The organism is Pseudomonas sp. MYb2 (assembly GCF_002979955.1).
In the GTDB taxonomy this organism is placed as follows: Bacteria; Pseudomonadota; Gammaproteobacteria; order Pseudomonadales; family Pseudomonadaceae; genus Aquipseudomonas.
In genome coordinates this window covers 63,655-81,382 of the sequence record NZ_PCQC01000020.1, presented here as the reverse complement: position 1 = coordinate 81,382, position 17,728 = coordinate 63,655, and the positions used below count along the sequence as shown (strand labels likewise).

Below are 17,728 nucleotides of genomic sequence, written 5' to 3'. Positions count from 1 at the left end.
GAGGCTGCCAAGATACTTGGCATGAACAGCCATTACGATTTGAACCCGGCGTCGGTGCTGCGTTTCGGCCCTTACGCGTTTCATTTGCGCCAGCGGCTGATCCTCGACGGGGATCGGCAATTGCGCATGGGCGGTCGCGCGCTGGACATTCTGCAAGTACTGGTCGAACGCGCCGGGCGAGTGGTCAGCAAAGAGCAGTTGATCGCTCTGGTCTGGCCGACGTCGGTGGTCGAAGAGATCAACTTGCGTGTGCACATCGCTGCGCTGCGCCGCGCATTGCGCGACGGCGAGAACGGTCAGCGCTACATCGTCAATGTCCCGCAATGCGGTTACAGCTTCATTGCGCCGGTGCATTACGACAGCACGGCGCAATTGGTTTTCGAGCACTTGCAAGCGCCGCAACACAACCTGCCCGCCAGACTGACACCGGTCACTGGTCGTGATGCGCTGGTCGGCAGCCTGGTGCGGCAACTGCCACTGTGCCGGATGATGACAATCACGGGCGCGGCGGGCGTGGGCAAAACCACCGTGGCGCTGCGCGTCGCAGAACTGTTGCTCGAGCATTTTTGCGATGGCGTATGGCGGGTCGACCTGGCGTCGTTCGACAACAGCACGCCACTGCTCGAAGCCGTGCTCGACACGCTTGAAACCGACTTCGCCACACTCACGCAGCGCCATGCCTTGTTGGTGCTGGATAACTGCGAGCACCTGCGTGAACGCTGTCAGGCGCTGGTGCAACACTTGCTCGACGCCGCACCGCGCCTGTCGGTACTGGCAACCAGCCGCGAGGCGTTGCGGGTCAATCTGGAAACGCTGCAGCCGTTGCGGCCGCTCACGGTGCCCAAATCGTCCGAGTTGATCAGTGTCGAGGAGGCGATGAGTTACTCGGCGGTGCAGTTGTTTGTCAGCCGTGCGCGCACCCGTCAGCAGGGATTCATGCTGCGTGAACAGGATCTCAAAGCGGTCTGCGATATCTGCCGTCGACTCGATGGATTGCCTTTGGCAATTGAACTGGCGGTGACGCAGATCGATGCGCTGGCACTGGTCGGGCTGCAGGCGCAACTGGGCAATTGCCTGCAGTTACTCAGTCATGGTCGGCGCACCGCCGTGCCGCGTCATCGAACGCTCAAGGCTGCGCTGGACTGGGGATATCAAGGCCTGAACGACGCCGAGCAATTGGCCTTGCAACGGCTGTCGGTGTTCCCGAAAGCCTTCACGCTGGATGACGCATTGGTCGTTGTCACCTGTACGAATCTGCCGGCGCAGGTGCTGGTGGCCGTGGTTGCGCAACTGGTCGCCAAGTCGTTGCTCTGTGTCGAGCGGGGCAGTGGAATAGCGCGCTACCGGATGCTCAACACCACGCGCAGTTACGCCCGCGAGCAATGGCCTTCACAGGCACAGCGGGCCGACATCGAGCAGCGCCATGCGCGCTACAAAAGCCGCGCTTCAGAGATTCAGTTGGCGGTTTAATTCATCCAGCAGGCTGCGCACTTTGTGCAAGTCCGGGGTGGCGTAGCCTTCGGTGAAGCGTTGATAGATCGGCGCCAGCAGTTCCAGCGCTTCGCGATAGCGGTGTTGCCGCTGCCACAGTTGCGCCAGTGAGGTGGCACTGCGCAACTCCCAGGCCAGTGCGCCTTGGGTTTGGGCAATGGACAGGGCTTGGAGGAGGATTTCCTCTGCTGTCTCAAGGTTATCGCTAGCTGAACTGACGTCATCGCTGGCAAGCCAGCTCCCACAATGATTTGCAGTTGAATCCAAATCTTCAGAACACCCCGCAAACCTGTGGGAGCTGGCTTGCCAGCGATGGGGGGCTGGCAGACTGTGCCGATCCGCAGCCAACAGCCGATCCGCCCGCGCCCGCAAAATCTCCGCCGTGCTCCAACCCGCTTCGCCGCTGCGCGCTCGCTCGACCAGCGCCTCGTCGACAAACCGATCATCCAGCGTGACCATGATTTCCCGGATCAAGCCACTGTCTTGTGCCTGCACCGGCGCAGCGTTTTCGGCATCGATCACCTGCGCGTAATGCCGCGCCCACGTATGGAACAGCAGTACCGAATGCTTCTGCGATTGTTCGAGCAGCAACTGCAACAGTGCGCGGGCGTTCTGCTGGTCACCGTTGTAATGAGCGATCAGGCACGTGGCCAAGGCCAGGGTGTAACAGATCGACGTGCCGTGGTTGATCTGCACGGCGATGTCGAGCGCCTGCCGCGCGGTTTTCCAGGCTTGCTCGGGGAAGCCTTGCAGCCACAGCACCCGCGCCAGTACCGTCAGCGAGGCAACGCTCTGGTCATATTGCACGCCAAAGCCGTGGGTGAACCGATTGAGGTGGCCGCTGTGGGCCATGCGCTCGATCACCTGTTCGGCGTGCTCCCGGGCCTGCGGCTGGTCGCCAGCGTAATGCAACGCCAGCACCCGCAACCGGTGTGTGCTCAGGGACAACAACGGATCACCGTGAGTGCCGAGCCGGTCGAACTGTTCGCTCTGTACCAGAGCCTTGCGGTAATGCCCGCAACTGAGGTTGACCGCCATGTGCCCGGACACCGCACGCAACTGTGCGGCGACATCGCCATGCTCCTGCGCCAGTGCGTCAGCCTTGACGAACGCGGCGATGGTTTCCGGCGTGCCGCCCCACGTGTGATAGCAAGCGCTACCGAGGGCCAGTTGCAGCGCAATGTTCAGGTGCGGGCAGGGTGGCTGAATACCTTCAAGCAGATTCAACGCCTGGCGCACGTAGCCACCGTACTCCTTGAGCAGCGACAGCTCCTGCCAGAGCGGCGCCGACGCTGCCGTCAGGCGAATCCCCAGATCGTCCGGTCCTTCATCGTTCAAACACCAGCCCAGTGCTGCGCGCAAATCTTCCAGACCTCGGGCGTAGCGTTCGATCCACAATGTGGTCGGGGTGTTTTCCCAGTCCGCCTGCGCCAGATGCATCAACGCCAGACAACGTTCGGCATGGCGTTCACGGGTTTCAGTCAGTTCGGCAGCCTGTTCGAGTTTTTCCAGGGCATAGCGGCGGGTGGTGTCGAGCAGACGGTAGAAGACCTCTTCATCACCGACCTCGACACTGAGCAGTGATTTGGCGGCCAACTGCGTGATCGAGGCAAACACCGCACCGGGTTCGATCTGCGGGCCAACGATCACTGCCGCCGCAGATTCCAGAGTGAAACCGCCACGAAACACGCTCAAGCGACGCAGGCCAGTCTGCTCACAGCGGTTGAGCAAATTGAAGCTCCAGTCCAGCGTGGCGCGCAGGGTCAGATGGCGCTCCAGGCTGCTCTGATTACCCGGTGCCAAGGGCGGCAGACGCCCCTGCAACTGGCTCAGCAATCCCGCCAATCCCAATTCGGCGACCTGCGCCGCAGCCAATTCCAGCGCCAGGGGAATACCGTCCAGCCGATGGCAGATTTCAATCACCAAGGGCAACTGGGCATCGCCTAATACGAAGTTTTCCTGCGCCGCCGTGGCGCGTTCGACGAACAGTTGCGGGGCTGAGAACGCGAGCGCTTGCTGGTGATCCAGCACGGTCGCCATCAATGGATAATCGAGGGAATCCAGACGCTGCACATATTCGCCTTCTGCCCGCAGGCTCTCACGGCTGGTGGCGAGAATGTGCACCTTCGGCGCCCCGCGCATCACGCTCTCGCTGAGTGTGGCAACGGCATCAATCAAATGTTCGCAGTTGTCGAGCACCAGCAGCATCTGGCGTTGACTCAAACCATCGACCAGACACGCCAGCGGATCACTCTCGTTCAGTGTCAGATCGAGCAGGGCGGCCACGTGCGAGCAGATCAGTCGAGGATCGTTGAGCGGCGCCAGATCCACCAGTCGAACGCCGTCACGATACCGCTCTATCAGTTGCTCGGCGACGCGCAGGGCGACGGTGGTTTTGCCGATCCCGCCGGGACCGACGAGGGTGATACAACGCTGGCGTGGCAGGTGCGTCATCAGGCTGTCGACCAGCGCCTGGCGCCCGATCATTCGCGTGCGGCGCAGCGGCAGGTTGTGCCGGGTGGTCTTGTCGGCTGAGCGTGGCTCAATGGATTGCGAAAGAATCGGTGCGACGAAACTGTAGCCGCGCTGGGCCACGGTAATGATGTAGCGCTGGCCGGCCTGCCCATCGCCAAGGGCTTTGCGCAGCGCCGCCATGTGCACACGCAGGTTGATGTCTTCGACCACACTGTCCGGCCACACCGCCGCCATCAACTGCTGCTTGCTCAGTACCTCTCCGGCATGCGCGAGCAACGTCAACAGAATGTCCATCGCCCGGCGGCCCAAGCGCAAGGGTTGGTCGCCTTCGAGCACCAAGCGTTGAACAGGATCAATCCGATAGGGGCCGAAACCGATGGCCTGATTCGGGGAAAGACTCAACAGCTCGCTCCTGCGGTGATGCGGCGGACAAGACGAATCAGGGCCGGGCGCGCGCGCAGGCCTTCTGATCCGGGGTGTCCCGGCATAATCCTCAGGTTTTGGCGTCAGCGCAACGGCTGGCGCAGAAGCGAACGTCAAAACAGGGCAGGTTGTGGACGGCGGGTCTTCGGTTCACGCATGGCCTGACAGCGCCAGGCAAACGGGTTGATGCCTTCGCTGCGGGTGAACATATGGCAGAAATGCGCCTGATCACAGAAGCCGCATTCCAGACTGATCTGCGTCAGGCTCAGGTCGGTGTGCTGGATCAGCAGCTTGGCGCGGGCGATGCGCTGGGTGCGGATCCAGTCTTGCGGCGATACCCCGGTGCTGCACTTGAAGGCGCGGGAGAAATGGCTGCGTGACAGCGAACAGGCGCGGGCCAGTTCGGTCACCTCAAGGCTTTCGCCCAGGCGTTCGAGAATCAGTTGTTTGACCTGTCGTTCGCGTTGTGGACTGAGTCCACCAATGGCGCTTTTGCGCGGTTCGCAGGCAGGGGCGAGGGCGACGGTTTGCTGCAAATGAGCCATGGCCAAGGTCCGTGTCGGTGGGGAAGGCGCGGGCAGCGCGCTCCCACAGGTCAAAAATCAACGCTGCGCAGAGGCACTCATTGTTGGACGGGGCGTGGTCAGTGACGAGTTAATCGTTGTTAATTTCGCTCAGGCCCCACGTTCACAGGGCCGCGGATCGCGTAAAGTGCGCAGCACTTGCGTCTGGTTGGCTATAAGGAATCCGTGCCCATGAACCGTAACGATCTGCGCCGCGTCGACATGAACCTGCTGGTGATCTTCGAAGCACTGATGTTCGAGAAGAACCTGACCCGCGTCGCCGAAAAACTGTTCATGGGCCAGCCGGCGGTCAGTGCGGCGCTCGGGCGTTTGCGTGATCTGTTCGATGATCCGTTGCTGCTGCGCAACGGTCGCGGCATGGAGCCGACAGCACGTGCGCTGACCATCCTCAAGGAGCTGCAGCCGGCGATGGACGTGATTTCCGGTGCGGTCAGCCGGGCCAAGGAATTCGACCCGACAACCAGCTGTGAGGTGTTTCGCATCGGCTTGTCGGATGACGCTGAATTCGGCCTGTTTCCGCCATTGCTGCGCCAGCTTCAGGAGGAAGCGCCGGGCATTGTCGTGGTCGTCCGTCGCGCCAATTACCTGTTGATGCCGGCATTGCTGGCGTCCGGCGAAATTTCCGTTGGCGTCAGCTACACCACCGATCTGCCGGCCAACGCCAAGCGCAAGAAGCTGCGCGACATTCCCTGCAAAGTCCTCCGTGGTGATGATCGTCCGGGGCCGCTGACCCTCGACGAATACTGCCAGCGCCCGCATGCGATGGTGTCGTTCTCCGGTGATTTGAGCGGCAATATCGACGTCGACCTGGCCAAGGTCGGCCGCTCGCGCCGCGTTGTGCTGGGAGTGCCGCAATTCAGTGGCTTGCGTGCCTTGCTTGCCGGCACCGAGATGATCGCCACCGTGCCGGATTACGCCGCCTGCGCTTTGGTCGAGGGTTGTGCCTTGCGCGCCGAAGACCCGCCGTTCCCGATCGATGCGGCACAGTTGTCGATGGCGTGGAGCGGGGTGCATGACAATGATCCGGCGGAGAAATGGCTCAGATCGCGGATCAGTCAGTTCATGTCGGCTGCGCTGGATATCGAGCAGAAATGAGGCTGTGCATAGTCCCTGGATCAACCTGGGCCGTTCGTCGGGAACATGCCTTGACCTGTAACTTCTGACAGTAGCGCCAATGCACATTCCAATGTGTGATGAGGTGGTGTCCTTTGGGGCCATATCAATCATGCAAGGAGTGAATGATGAACCGTCCATTGGCCACGATCACCACTCACGACTTGCCACCACCTTTCGTTCGGGAGAGCTCGGCTCCCGCCCTCTTGAATCCGGCGCATGCCAGGTTTTCGCTGACGATCGTCGTGGAAGCTGTCCTCGAGTCCACCGACAGAATCAGTGTCAAATGGCAGGGCGCACCGGGTACTCCCGCCGAGGGCTCATACACCTCGGGCTTTTCGGAAGTGGGCGACAGACGCCCGGTAGAGCAGAAGTTTTTGTCTTCGTTGGTGTCTATCAACCAAAGCAGGACGGTCACGCTGACCTACGACATCATTCGCGGCAACGCCGCGCCAGTCACGTCTCAACCGCTGATTCTGTACGTGTTGCCGTTGGCACAGAGTGATCTGCCCAGGCCCTTTATTGAGCAGGCAGAACACGCCGGTGAGGGACAGCTGCTGTTTGTGCACGACCTGAGCCTGTTTGCGTTGAGAATCAATGCGTGGCTGCTGATCAGGCGAGGTCTTTTTTTCTGGGCCTGGCTCAAAGGCACCAACGCCAACGGCAGCGTATTTGAACAACGTTACTGGTTTGCTCCCGACAACATGGTCGACCTGGACTTCTTCCGCTTTGGCTTTTTCAGGCAAAACTTCCCCGCTGATCCGCTTAAGGGACTCAAGGATGGTAGTGTGCTGACGGTCGAGTTCAGTGTTTCGTTCGATGGTAATCTGGTCGAGGCTGATGCAATCCGCTTCGCACCGCGCCACTACATTGTCAAAACCAATGCGCCTCCCACTCCGGGAAAACCCGCCATCCTCTCGGTTAAAGATGCCGCCGGCCAAGACATTGCCAATGGCGGCGAGACGACCGATACCGGCGTAACAATCAGCGGCAGCGCGACGGCCGGCGAACAAGTGGAGGTTTTTGACGGGAGTGACTCCAAGGGCATGGTTCGCGCCGATTCCGGTATTTGGCAGCTTCCCTTGTCTCCTCTGAGTGTCGGTCCGCACCCGTTCAAGGCGCAGGCTTTGTATGGCGATGGAGAGATCTCCGACCTATGGACGATCACCGTCAAGCAGGTTCAACGTGGTGAGCTGTCCATTCAGGAGTCTGCCGATAGCGTCAATCTCGACCCGCTGAATGCCACCGCTTCCCTGACTGCAGTGCTGGATTACGACCAGCAACCCACCGATATGGTTTCTGTCACGGTGAAGGCCGCTGACGGTACCCCCGCTGTGGGTTCACATACCTCCACGCCGATTGCCGCGGGCACAACAAGACCTTTGAAGATCAATTTGCCGGTGTCGCTGGTGGCATTCAGCATCGGAAAAATAATGGAGGTGACCTTCACCTATACCCGAGGCGCTTCTGCCCCGGTGACTTCGCAACCTCTGCGCCTCAACGTTTTGCCGATTGCCCGCGATCGACTCACGGCGCCACTGATCACTCAGGCCAACGGCAGCGATATTCTCGATCTGAAAGACGTTCAATCCGGCGCAAATCTGTTGTTTGGTGTCTGGCCGCACATTTCTGTGAATCAACGTATCTGGCTTGATCTGGAAGGACAGAGAGACACCGGGACGCACAACCTGCAGATGTGGGTAGGGACGACGAACTTGGTGCATCGAGCCTGGGTTACCAATGGCAGCATCAGGCCTGTGGTCTCGGCCAGCTATCTGCGACTGCTGAAGGAAGGCAGCAAGCTGGTCATTCGCTTCAGGGTCAATCTGGATCAGGTTGCGAACCTCGATACGGCAGCGATCTTTCAAACGCGTGAGTACACCATTCGGGCTGTGCCTTAGCCAATTCGAAACCTGTCCGTTCTACTGTGTGATGAGCCGGGGAGATTTGTCTTTCCAGACGATACCGTTCGTCTTGAATTGGCACACAACTGTCAGAACTGTCAGGTGCGCAATGCCCTGATTCGCGATCTGCTAGGACCTGTCCATACCTCACTGCACAGGAACCTGGCACATGAGTACGTCCCGATCCAGCGACACCAGCGTGTTGGCACTTTTTCCACCCGACATCCCTGAGGCCGACCACTCGGTGGTGGGCGCAGACGTTGGCATACCGTTGAAAATATCCGATCAGGTCGCCGACGGGCTCGGGGCAACGGTCCGCGTTGACCCGATTGCCAGTGGATCGATAAATCCAGGCGACGTCATTCAACTGTTTCGCGTGGGTGAGTCGGCATTGCTGGACAGTCAAATCATCTCTGACGTCAATGCGGTCATTTTTCTGCGCATTCCGAATGGACGGCTGTCTTTCGACCTGGTCAATCGGGTGTTCTTCAATATCGTGCGCGGTAGTCAGAACATCGCCACCTCGCCGAATCTGACCGCGCTGTACAACAAGATTCGCCCAGGACTCAAGGACACCCAGCCCACAGTCGAAGGCCATAGCGAACTGCACTTGGTGTTGCCCGATGCCATTCTCGAAGGCGTTGGAGCTGACTTTACCAGTGCTCAGGTTTGCGTCAGTTATCCGTATTGCCGGGCTTACGACGTGATTACCTTGAAGTGCAACGCTAGCCTTCTGAATTACACCGTCAAGCCGACTGAGGCGCTACCGCCGCCCAATCCGGGATCGGCCGTTCCCATCACCGTTTGTTTCCCCGTGACCCGGGCCTTTCTCGACAGCGCCAAGCGGCCGGACCAGACATTGGAGTTCGTTTTTACCGTCACCGATCAACTTGGCAACACCGTCGATCCCGATGCGCTCTGGTCGGCTTCGCAGATCGTCGACGAAAATCTGGAGGGTACCCGGTTCGCGCCCCTGATCTTTCGGGAGAGCCAGGCGGACAGCGGCGATGTCTCGGAAATCATTGACCGGGAGAAACTCGGTAAAAACCCGCTGCTGTTGATTGTACGCACCGTCGACATCCGTCTGCGCTCAGACGACATCATTCGGGCAACCTATCGCTCCCAGGTCGCAGGTCAGCCGGACGTAGTGGTTGACGGCAAAATCGAAGCCGACGATTTCGGACAGCTCAAGCCCGTCATCTTGCAAGTGGCCAATGACCAAGTGATTTCCGGTGATGCGGTAAGTGGGTTTTATCAGGTATTGCGTAACGGTGTGCTGCTCGGCATTTCCAGCACCGCTACGGCACGGGTGGTGGGCGAAGGCTTGCCGGAGCTGCAACCGCCGCGATTGCAGAAGTCTGTCAACGGCGTGCTCGATCCAACGGATCCTGCCAACCTTCAAGGGGCGAACGGGCAGGTTGAAGTTCTTGGGTTTCAGCCGGGCGATACGGTTCGGCTGATTGTCGAAGGCGCTCCCGGCGCAGGATCGCCAGTGTTTGAAGCGAAGCCTCTGAACGCCAACAGCCGGGCCAACTTTCCTCTGGATCTGGCCTTCATCGCAGCGAACAGGGGTAAACCGGTCAAGCTTCATTTCTTGTTACTGCGCAATGGCCGGATATTCGAATCGCCATCGTTGTCGGTTTTCATCAGTGAAGCACCGAGTCTCGTTGTGCCTCTGGTCATTGGCTCACGCGGGACCACGGTCAGGTACTGGTCGAATAAAGGCAGTTCGCGGATTCTGTCGGCGCTTGATCCGGTCAGTCTCCAGCCGATGGAAACAGTGTGGCAGTACGAAGGCGATAGCCGGCAGTTTCGAGGTCAGCGTTTCGATGATGTCCAACCCCGGCGTTTGCTTCGGGTTGGCAGCGCTGGATATCAGGTGGTGTTGCAACGTGCCAATATCTTCGGCAACGGGTGGGGTGATCCCGCTACGCCTCGCGAAGAACATGGGGTGCTTGTCGCCCTGAGGGATTCCGACAGTCTGGTGGCATGGGGCGATCGCGGCTACGGGGGAATTCTGCCGCCTGCCATTGCTGCACTGCGCGATATCACTGAGGTGTTCGGTGGTGCACGGGCTATTGCGGCATTGCGCGCTAATGGTTCTGTCGTCGGCTGGGGAGACGCCGGTTTCGGTGGTGTGGTGTCCGCCGAAGTTTCGCGCTTGACCGACGTCATCAACGTCACACCCGGCGGCTATGGCTTCGCGGTCATTCGCGCCAACGGTCAAGTGCAGGCATGGGGCGACGCCCGCTTTGGCGGGGCAGTACCGGCGGCCATCGCGCGGCTCAGCACTGTCGTCAGCGTTTTTGCGACGGTCTCGGCATTCGTGGCGTTGCTCGCCAGTGGGCAAATTGTCGCCTGGGGCGATGCGCGTTTTGGTGGCGCCTTGCCCGCAGAGATCGCCGCGCTGCGCGACATCGTCGCAGTCACCTGCAACCACAACGCCTGCGTGGCGCTCAGAGCCAATGGCACGGTAATGGGTTGGGGGGAGGGGCGTTCTGGAGGGGAGGTGCCCGCCGACATTGCCCGACTCACCAATATTGTCGAAGTGACCAGCTCCGGGTCTTCGTTCGCGGTGCGGCTGTCCAGCGGGCGAGTTGCCGCGTGGGGTAATCCGGCCGCAGGTGGCCTGGTGCCGTCGCGAATTTCCGCCTACACCAACGTCATCGAACTCATTGGCGGCGGCTATGGTTTTGCGTTACGCCTGGACAGCAACAGGATCGATACATGGGGCGATCAGGACCAAGGCGGCAGGGTTCCGGACACCGTGGCGCGGCGGGACGACATCATGCAGATCGCCAGTACCAATGGTGCCTATGCGGTGTTGTATGCCGACGGCACAGCCGATGCTTTCGGCAATCCGGTTTGGGGGGGCGATGTCCGTTCAGTTGCCAGTCAATTGACAAGCGTCAGGGCGATTACCGGTAACGCCCAGGCATTCGCCTTCCTGACGGCTGACGGCAGAGTGGTGACCGCCGGACTCCCGGGGGGCGGAGGGAATAGTGATGCGGTTCAGGATCAACTGTTCCGCCAGCTTTCCTATTACCTCGTTTAGCCATCAGACCGCTGACGATACAGGCGTTGCTGCAGCTTTCGGCAGCGCCTGTACCGGTTGAGGCTTTCACTTTAAAGAGAGCACGTACATTCAAGTTTTCCCCTCCCGGCCTCGGCATCATTGCGTTCGATAAGAATTCAAGGGCGTGAGGTCATGAACACTTCGCAACAGAATGAACGGGCGCGCGACCTCGGTCTGCTGTTCCTGCGGGCCAGCGGCGGGCTGTTTCTGCTGTGGGTTCACGGCTTGCCCAAGCTGCTGGACTTCACCGCACAGCTGCAACTGATCGAAGACCCGTTCCACCTCGGTGCCCACCTCACGTTGATCCTGGCGATCTTCGCCGAAGTCGTCTGTCCGTTACTGATCGTCGCCGGATTACTGGCGCGATTGGCCTGCGTGCCTATTCTCTTTGTGCTGCTGGTGGCGCTGCTGGTCGTGCATCCGCAATGGAGTGTGGCCGAGGGGCAGTTCGGCTGGTTGCTGTTGATCCTGTTTACCACTGTGTTGATCGCCGGGCCGGGACGGCTGGCGATTTCTGTTCGTTTGCCCGGAGTGTTGCGTTATGCCTGAAGTCCTCAATCCACAAGTACCGGGGGCCGATGAGACGGTCACGTTGATCATCAAACACCGGGTCAAGGCCGGTTTCGAGTCGGCATACGAGGCCTGGCTGCGCAATATCGTCCGTGTTGCGGGGCAACGCGAAGGGCATCTGGGCGTTGATGTGGTGCGCGGCAAGCGCGGCCGTCTGGACTTTTACACCTGCGTGCTGCGCTTCAGTTCCACCGAAGCGATGCAAGGCTGGCTGGAATCGCCGCAGCGTCAGGCGCTGGTCGCCGAAGCCGCGCCAATGCTGGCTGATGGCGATCAGACCGAAGTCGCGCCGGTCAATGAATTCTGGTTTACCCCGCTCGCCGATGCCGCGTCACCGCCACCGCGCTGGAAGCAGGCCGTGGTCACGCTGCTGGTGATTCTGCCGCACACCTTGCTCGTACCGCTGATCTGGGGACCGCTGCTGGCGCTGCATCCGCTGCTTTCCAACTACGTGGTCGCCACGTTCCTGATCACCCTGACCATCGTCCTGTCGGTGGTGTACGTGGTGATGCCGCCGGTCACCCGTTTGTTTACGCCGTGGCTCGAAGCCAGCCAGGCCCATGAACACCTCGATTCCCAAGAAACCTCGCCGCGCTGAGCGCGCGGGGTTTGCTCCTTTTCACTTTGCTTGAGGAACTGCGATGAGCGCCGATCTGATTCTGTTCAATGGCCAATTTCACACCGTCGACCGCACCAAACCACTGGCCAGTGCCGTGGCCATCACCGACGGCCGTTTCGTGGTTGTTGGCAACGATAATCAAGCCATGGCCCTGCGTGGGCCGAACACGCAAGTGGTCGATATGCACGGCCGCTGCGTCATCCCTGGCCTCAACGACTCGCACCTGCACCTGATCCGTGGCGGTTTGAACTACAACCTCGAACTGCGTTGGGAAGGCGTGCCGTCGCTGGCCGATGCGTTGCGCATGCTCAAGGATCAGGCCGACCGCACACCGACGCCGCAATGGGTGCGTGTGGTCGGGGGCTGGAACGAGTTCCAGTTCGCCGAAAAACGCATGCCGACCCTGGAAGAAATCAACCAGGCCGCGCCGGACACCCCGGTGTTCATCCTGCACTTGTATGACCGCGCCTTGCTCAACCGCGCCGCCCTGCGTGTGGCCGGTTACACCCGTGACACGCCGAACCCGCCGGGTGGCGAGATCGTCCGCGACAGCAACGGCAACCCGACCGGCATGCTGGTCGCACGGCCGAACGCAATGATCTTGTACTCGACGCTGGCCAAAGGGCCGAAGCTGCCGCTGGAGTATCAGGTCAACTCGACCCGCCAGTTCATGCGCGAACTCAATCGCCTCGGCCTGACCAGCGCGATCGATGCCGGCGGTGGTTTCCAGAACTACCCGGACGATTATCAGGTGATCGAGCAGCTGGCCAAAGACGACCAGTTGACCGTGCGCATCGCCTACAACCTGTTCACCCAAAAGCCGAAAGAAGAGCTGAGCGACTTCCAGAACTGGACCGGCAGCGTCAAGTTGCATCAGGGCGATGACTACCTGCGCCACAACGGCGCCGGCGAGATGCTGGTGTTCTCGGCGGCGGACTTTGAAGACTTCCTCGAGCCGCGTCCCGATCTGCCGCAAACCATGGAAGAAGAGCTGGAGCCGGTGGTGCGCCATTTGGTCGAACAGCGCTGGCCGTTCCGTTTGCACGCCACTTACAACGAATCGATCAGCCGCATGCTCGACGTGTTCGAGAAGGTCAACCGCGACATTCCGTTCAACGGTTTGCCTTGGTTTTTCGACCACGCTGAAACCATCACCCCGCAAAACATCGAGCGCGTGAAAGCGTTGGGCGGCGGCATCGCGATTCAGGATCGCATGGCGTTCCAGGGCGAGTACTTTGTCGACCGCTACGGCAAGCAAGCCGCCGAAGCGACTCCGCCGATCAAACGCATGCTCGCCGAAGGTGTTCCGGTCGGTGCGGGCACCGATGCGACGCGGGTGTCGAGCTACAACCCGTGGACCTCGCTGTACTGGATGGTCAGCGGTCGTACCGTCGGCGGTCTGGCGCTGTATGAAGAAGGTCTGCCGCGCACCACCGCGCTGGAACTGTTCACCCACGGCAGCGCCTGGTTCTCCTCGGAGCAGGGCAAGAAAGGCCAGATCAAGGTCGGGCAACTGGCGGATCTGGCGGCGCTGAGCGCGGACTTCTTCCATGTCGAAGAAGAAGCGATCAAGTGGATCGAGTCGGTCATGACCGTGGTCGGCGGCAAGATTGTCTACGCGGCTGGCGACTTCGAAGACCTCGGCCCGCGTTCGATTCCGGTGCTGCCGGACTGGTCGCCGGTGGTGAAGGTTCCGGGCCACTGGCGGCCGAATTCGCCGTTGCAGGCGCAGGTTCACCAGTGCAGCGGCCCGTGCGCCGTGCACACCCACAGCCATGAAAAGGCGCGGATGTCGAATGCGCCGGTCAGCGACTTCGCCGGTTTCTGGGGCGCGTTCGGCTGTTCCTGCTTCGCTTTCTGATTTCCCCTGAAGCGCCGGCCATCCGGTCGGCGCTTCACGCTTCATCCATCCGTCCATCCAGGAGTTTTCCCATGAGCGTTCCTTACACACGTCTGAACAAAGATGATGCGGTTGTGCTGCTGGTCGATCACCAGACCGGCCTGATTTCGCTGGTCCAGGATTTCACCCCGAACGAATTCAAGAACAACGTGCTGGCGCTGGGCGACATCGCCAAGTTCTTCAAGCTGCCGACCATTCTGACCACCAGTTTCGACGCCGGCCCGAACGGCCCGATCGTGCCTGAATTGCGTGAGCAGTTCCCGGATGCGCCGTTCATTCAGCGTCCGGGCCAGATCAATGCCTGGGACAACGAAGACTTCGTCAAGGCGATCAAGGCCACCGGTCGCAAGCAACTGATCATCGCCGGTGTGGTGACTGACGTTTGTGTGGCATTCCCGACCCTGTCGGCGATTGCTGAAGGCTATGAAGTGTTTGTCGTGACTGACTCGTCGGGCACCTTCAACACTACCGTGCAACAAGCGGCGTGGGCGCGGATGTCGGCGGCGGGTGCACACCTGCTGAACTGGTTCTCGGTGGCGTGCGAGCTGCAGGGTGACTGGCGCAACGACATGGAAGGTCTGGCGCATTTGCTGTCGGAGCGTCTGCCGAACTATCGTAATTTGATCAACAGCTATACCAAGTTCACTGCCAAGTAATCGGCTGATCTTGAAGAGCCCCTCATCGGAACGCCGCCCGCCTAACCCTCTCCCGGAGGGAGAGGGGACTGACCGAGGGGTTCTCTCGATATACGCCGACGTGCGATACCGAGCCGAACTTCAGTTTTGAACAGCTTGAAGATCGGCTCCCTTTTCCTCTGAGATCTTGGGGAGAGGGGACTGACCGAGGGGTTCTTTCAAGGTACGCCGACGTGCAATACCGAGCCGAACTCAGGTTCTGGATTGCATGCGGTCTGCTCCCTTTCCCCCTCGCCCCCTTGGGGGCGGTCCGACGTTTCGGGAGGGTTGGGGTGAGGGGGTAGGCTCTTGATCTTAAAATCCTCGCATCAACGCTTTTGCAACCAACCCAGAAACCCGCCTTTCCTCACCGACACCGGCTTGACCATCAACGCGAGGCGACTGTTCTGTTGACGCACCGCCTGCAATTTATTCAACGCCCGACCCACCTCCGTGCGCTTTTCCATGCACTCACGAGTCAGGTTCTTGTCGAGGCGATAAATGATGCTCGACGTCAGCGCCGTGAACGTCGCCTGCGACGGCGTATCCGCCAGAATGCTCTGTTCACCCATGACCTCACTCGGCCCCATGCGCCCGGCCTCGATTTTGCTGTCGCCGTCCGGCACGGTCGCGCTGACCACGCCAGTGGCAATCACAAACAGACTGTCCGGCACTTCGTCGAGATCCAGCACCACCTGGCCCGCCGTGTATTGCTGCGCGACCATCGACTCGGCGAGCCGATCACGTTCCTCGCTGTTCAGCGAACGGAAGATTTTCACTTCATCGAGCAGCGCACGGGCGCGGGTCGAGGGTTCGATCACACCGTCGGGATGCCGGGAAATGCCTGCGGCTTCAAGGTGCCGGTGGGCGAGGTCGAACAACTGATTACGCACCTCGCTTTTCTTGCCCAGCTCAGCAATGAAACCGCTGGCCACGTATTCCGACATGGTTTCGCCGGCCTCTTTCAAAACGGCCTTTGGCGCCGGGCTAAGGAGCAAACTGCTACTGCCCTGCAAGGTGCGGTCGAGCGCATCGAGCACTCGGCGCGGACGAATGTGGTTCGGCACTTTGATGCTGATCGACACGCCATGCATGTTGTTCGGGCGACTGAGGTTGACGATTTTCGCCTTGGCCGCCACCGAGTTCGGCACCACGGCCATGGTTCCGGCGCTGGTCAGCAAGTGCGTGGCGCGCCAGTCGATGTCGAAGACCTTGCCTTCGACGCCGTCGATCATCACCAGATCGTCCACCTGATACGGCTTGGTGGTGTTGAGCACGATCCCGGAAAACACATCGGCCAAGGTGCTTTGCAGGGCCAGACCAACGACGATGGCGACCACGCCGGAGGTCGCCAGCAAGCCTTTCACCGGCAGCTCCAGCACGTAACCTGCCGCTGCGACCGTGGCGATCAAAAACACCAAGGCGCCGATCACATCTTGCAGCAAGCGACCGCTGTGGCCGATACGACGCATCAGCGCCAGGCCGATGACTTCGGTCAGCACCCGCGCAGCGTACAGCCACCAGAGAATCCCCAGTGCCGTCGCGCCCAGTTGTGCGACCCGGTCATCGACGAACACCGGCGCTTGCAACGGACTGACACCGGCGTTGATCACCAGCGCCGTGAACGCCAGAAACAGCACCAGCCGCACACCCACTCGCGGGGCGCGATGGGTGAAGGGCGAGAAGTGCCAAAGTACCGCGTCGAGCAGCAGCAGGGCGGCGCTCCAGGACAGCAGGTGAGTGTAGAAAAGGGTCATGACCAGTGCTCCGCGACGCTGGTGGGAAAAAAGATCGCAGCCTGCGGCAGCTCCTACAGGAGAACGTATTCCCATGTAGGAGCTGCCGAAGGCTGCGATCGTTTGCCGTTATGGATTCAGGTGGGTTTTCAACTCAGCCGCCGCCTGACGCACGGCCGCTTTCACCTCAGGAATCTGGCTCAGCGGATTGAGCAGGCCGAAGTCATGAATCATCCCGTTGTAACGTACCGAGGTCACCGCCACACCGGCCGCATCGAGGTGCCGCGCATAGCCTTCGCCTTCATCACGCAGCACGTCGAACTCGGCGGTCTGCACCAGTGCAGCAGGCAAGCCTTTGAGCTGTTCGGCGCTGGCGTTCAGCGGCGAGGCATGGATCTGCGCACGCTCGGCCGGGTTGGTGGTGTAGTTGTCCCAGAACCACTGCATCATGCCTTTGGTGAGGAAGTGACCCTCGGCGAATTGCTGGTACGAACCGTCATCGAACTGCGCGTTGGTCACTGGCCACATCAGCAACTGGAAGCGCAGCGCCGGGGTTTTCTGTTCCTTGGCCATCAACGCCACGACCGCCGCCATGTTGCCGCCGACGCTGTTGCCCGCTACCGCCAAGCGCTTGCCGTCGACACCGATATCTTTGCCGTGCTCGGCTACCCATTTGGTCGCGGCGTAGGCCTGGTTGATTGCGGTCGGGTACTGCGCTTCCGGCGACGGCGTGTAATCGACGTACACCGCGACAGCGCCCGAGCCCACCACCAGATCACGAATCAAGCGCTGATGCGTCGGATAATCACCGAGCACCCAGCCGCCACCGTGGAAGAACATGAACACCGGCAACTCGCCTTTGACCTTGGCCGGCCGCACCACTTTCAGGTTGATCGTCTGGCCATCGACCTTGATCGCTTTGTCGCTGACTTCAACGCCGGACAAGTCCACCTTCACCGAAGCCTGCGCGCCGGTCAGTACCGCACGGGCGTCTTTCGGGCTCAGTTGCTCAAGGGGTTTGCCACCGCCGGCGGCGAGGGCGTTGAGGAAGGCTTGGGTGTTGTGTTCCACGCCAGGGCTGCCGGCGGCAAAAGCGCTGCTGACGGAAAGGGCGAGGAGGGAAGCGGTGAGGGTTTTCTTGACGATGTTCATGGTGGAAATCC

At 60.6% G+C, this 17,728-nt stretch carries 12 protein-coding genes; 8 read left to right on the top strand and 4 right to left on the bottom strand.

Annotated elements, in window-relative coordinates; translation table 11 throughout:
- The first annotated feature begins 21 nt into the window (after nt 1-21).
- On the top strand, nt 22-1,470 hold the full coding sequence (locus CQ009_RS25050) for a winged helix-turn-helix domain-containing protein (protein WP_105709047.1): 1,449 nt from the start codon (nt 22-24) through the stop codon (nt 1,468-1,470).
- Here the strand turns inward: CQ009_RS25050 and CQ009_RS25045 are convergent.
- Nucleotides 1,447-4,368 carry a winged helix-turn-helix domain-containing protein gene (locus CQ009_RS25045; protein WP_105709046.1) on the bottom strand — a complete coding sequence of 974 codons (2,922 nt, stop codon included), beginning with the start codon at nt 4,366-4,368 and terminating at the stop codon, nt 1,447-1,449. The two genes, CQ009_RS25050 and CQ009_RS25045, sit on opposite strands and share 24 nt — an antisense overlap.
- 134 nt (nt 4,369-4,502) lie before the next feature.
- Nucleotides 4,503-4,934, bottom strand: a complete 432-nt coding sequence (locus CQ009_RS25040) for a helix-turn-helix domain-containing protein (protein ID WP_105709045.1) — start codon at nt 4,932-4,934, stop codon at nt 4,503-4,505.
- Nucleotides 4,935-5,144: 210 nt separating this feature from the next.
- Here CQ009_RS25040 and CQ009_RS25035 point away from each other — a divergent pair, with 210 nt between their 5' ends.
- The 7 genes from CQ009_RS25035 (at nt 5,145) to ycaC (ending at nt 14,811) form a co-directional block, all read left to right on the top strand.
- Entirely contained in the window at nt 5,145-6,068 is a 924-nt protein-coding gene (locus CQ009_RS25035; protein ID WP_105709044.1) for a LysR family transcriptional regulator, read from the top strand.
- Between the two features lie 146 nt (nt 6,069-6,214).
- Entirely contained in the window at nt 6,215-7,987 is a 1,773-nt protein-coding gene (locus tag CQ009_RS30110; RefSeq protein ID WP_177431018.1) for a hypothetical protein, read from the top strand.
- 172 nt (nt 7,988-8,159) lie between these two features.
- Entirely contained in the window at nt 8,160-11,045 is a 2,886-nt protein-coding gene (locus tag CQ009_RS25025) for a hypothetical protein (protein ID WP_105709043.1), read from the top strand.
- Between the two features lie 153 nt (nt 11,046-11,198).
- Nucleotides 11,199-11,615: a DoxX family protein gene (locus CQ009_RS25020; RefSeq protein ID WP_064392591.1), complete on the top strand. Its 417-nt coding sequence runs from the start codon at nt 11,199-11,201 to the stop codon at nt 11,613-11,615.
- A complete protein-coding gene (locus CQ009_RS25015) occupies nt 11,608-12,234 on the top strand; it encodes an antibiotic biosynthesis monooxygenase (RefSeq protein WP_105709042.1) in 627 nt (208 codons plus the stop codon). Before CQ009_RS25020 ends, CQ009_RS25015 begins: the two co-directional genes overlap by 8 nt.
- 43 nt (nt 12,235-12,277) lie before the next feature.
- Nucleotides 12,278-14,116, top strand: coding sequence for an amidohydrolase (locus CQ009_RS25010; RefSeq protein ID WP_008079742.1), 1,839 nt, complete (start codon nt 12,278-12,280; stop codon nt 14,114-14,116).
- 71 nt (nt 14,117-14,187) lie between these two features.
- Nucleotides 14,188-14,811 (top strand): isochorismate family cysteine hydrolase YcaC, encoded by a 624-nt coding sequence (gene ycaC, locus CQ009_RS25005; protein ID WP_007913541.1) that lies wholly within the window; start codon nt 14,188-14,190, stop codon nt 14,809-14,811.
- A gap of 347 nt (nt 14,812-15,158) precedes the next feature.
- Here the strand turns inward: ycaC and CQ009_RS25000 are convergent, their stop codons facing one another.
- Nucleotides 15,159-16,586 (bottom strand): mechanosensitive ion channel family protein, encoded by a 1,428-nt coding sequence (locus tag CQ009_RS25000; RefSeq protein WP_105709041.1) that lies wholly within the window; start codon nt 16,584-16,586, stop codon nt 15,159-15,161.
- A gap of 108 nt (nt 16,587-16,694) precedes the next feature.
- Nucleotides 16,695-17,717 (bottom strand): alpha/beta hydrolase, encoded by a 1,023-nt coding sequence (locus CQ009_RS24995; RefSeq protein ID WP_105709040.1) that lies wholly within the window; start codon nt 17,715-17,717, stop codon nt 16,695-16,697.
- Nucleotides 17,718-17,728 lie beyond the last annotated feature (11 nt).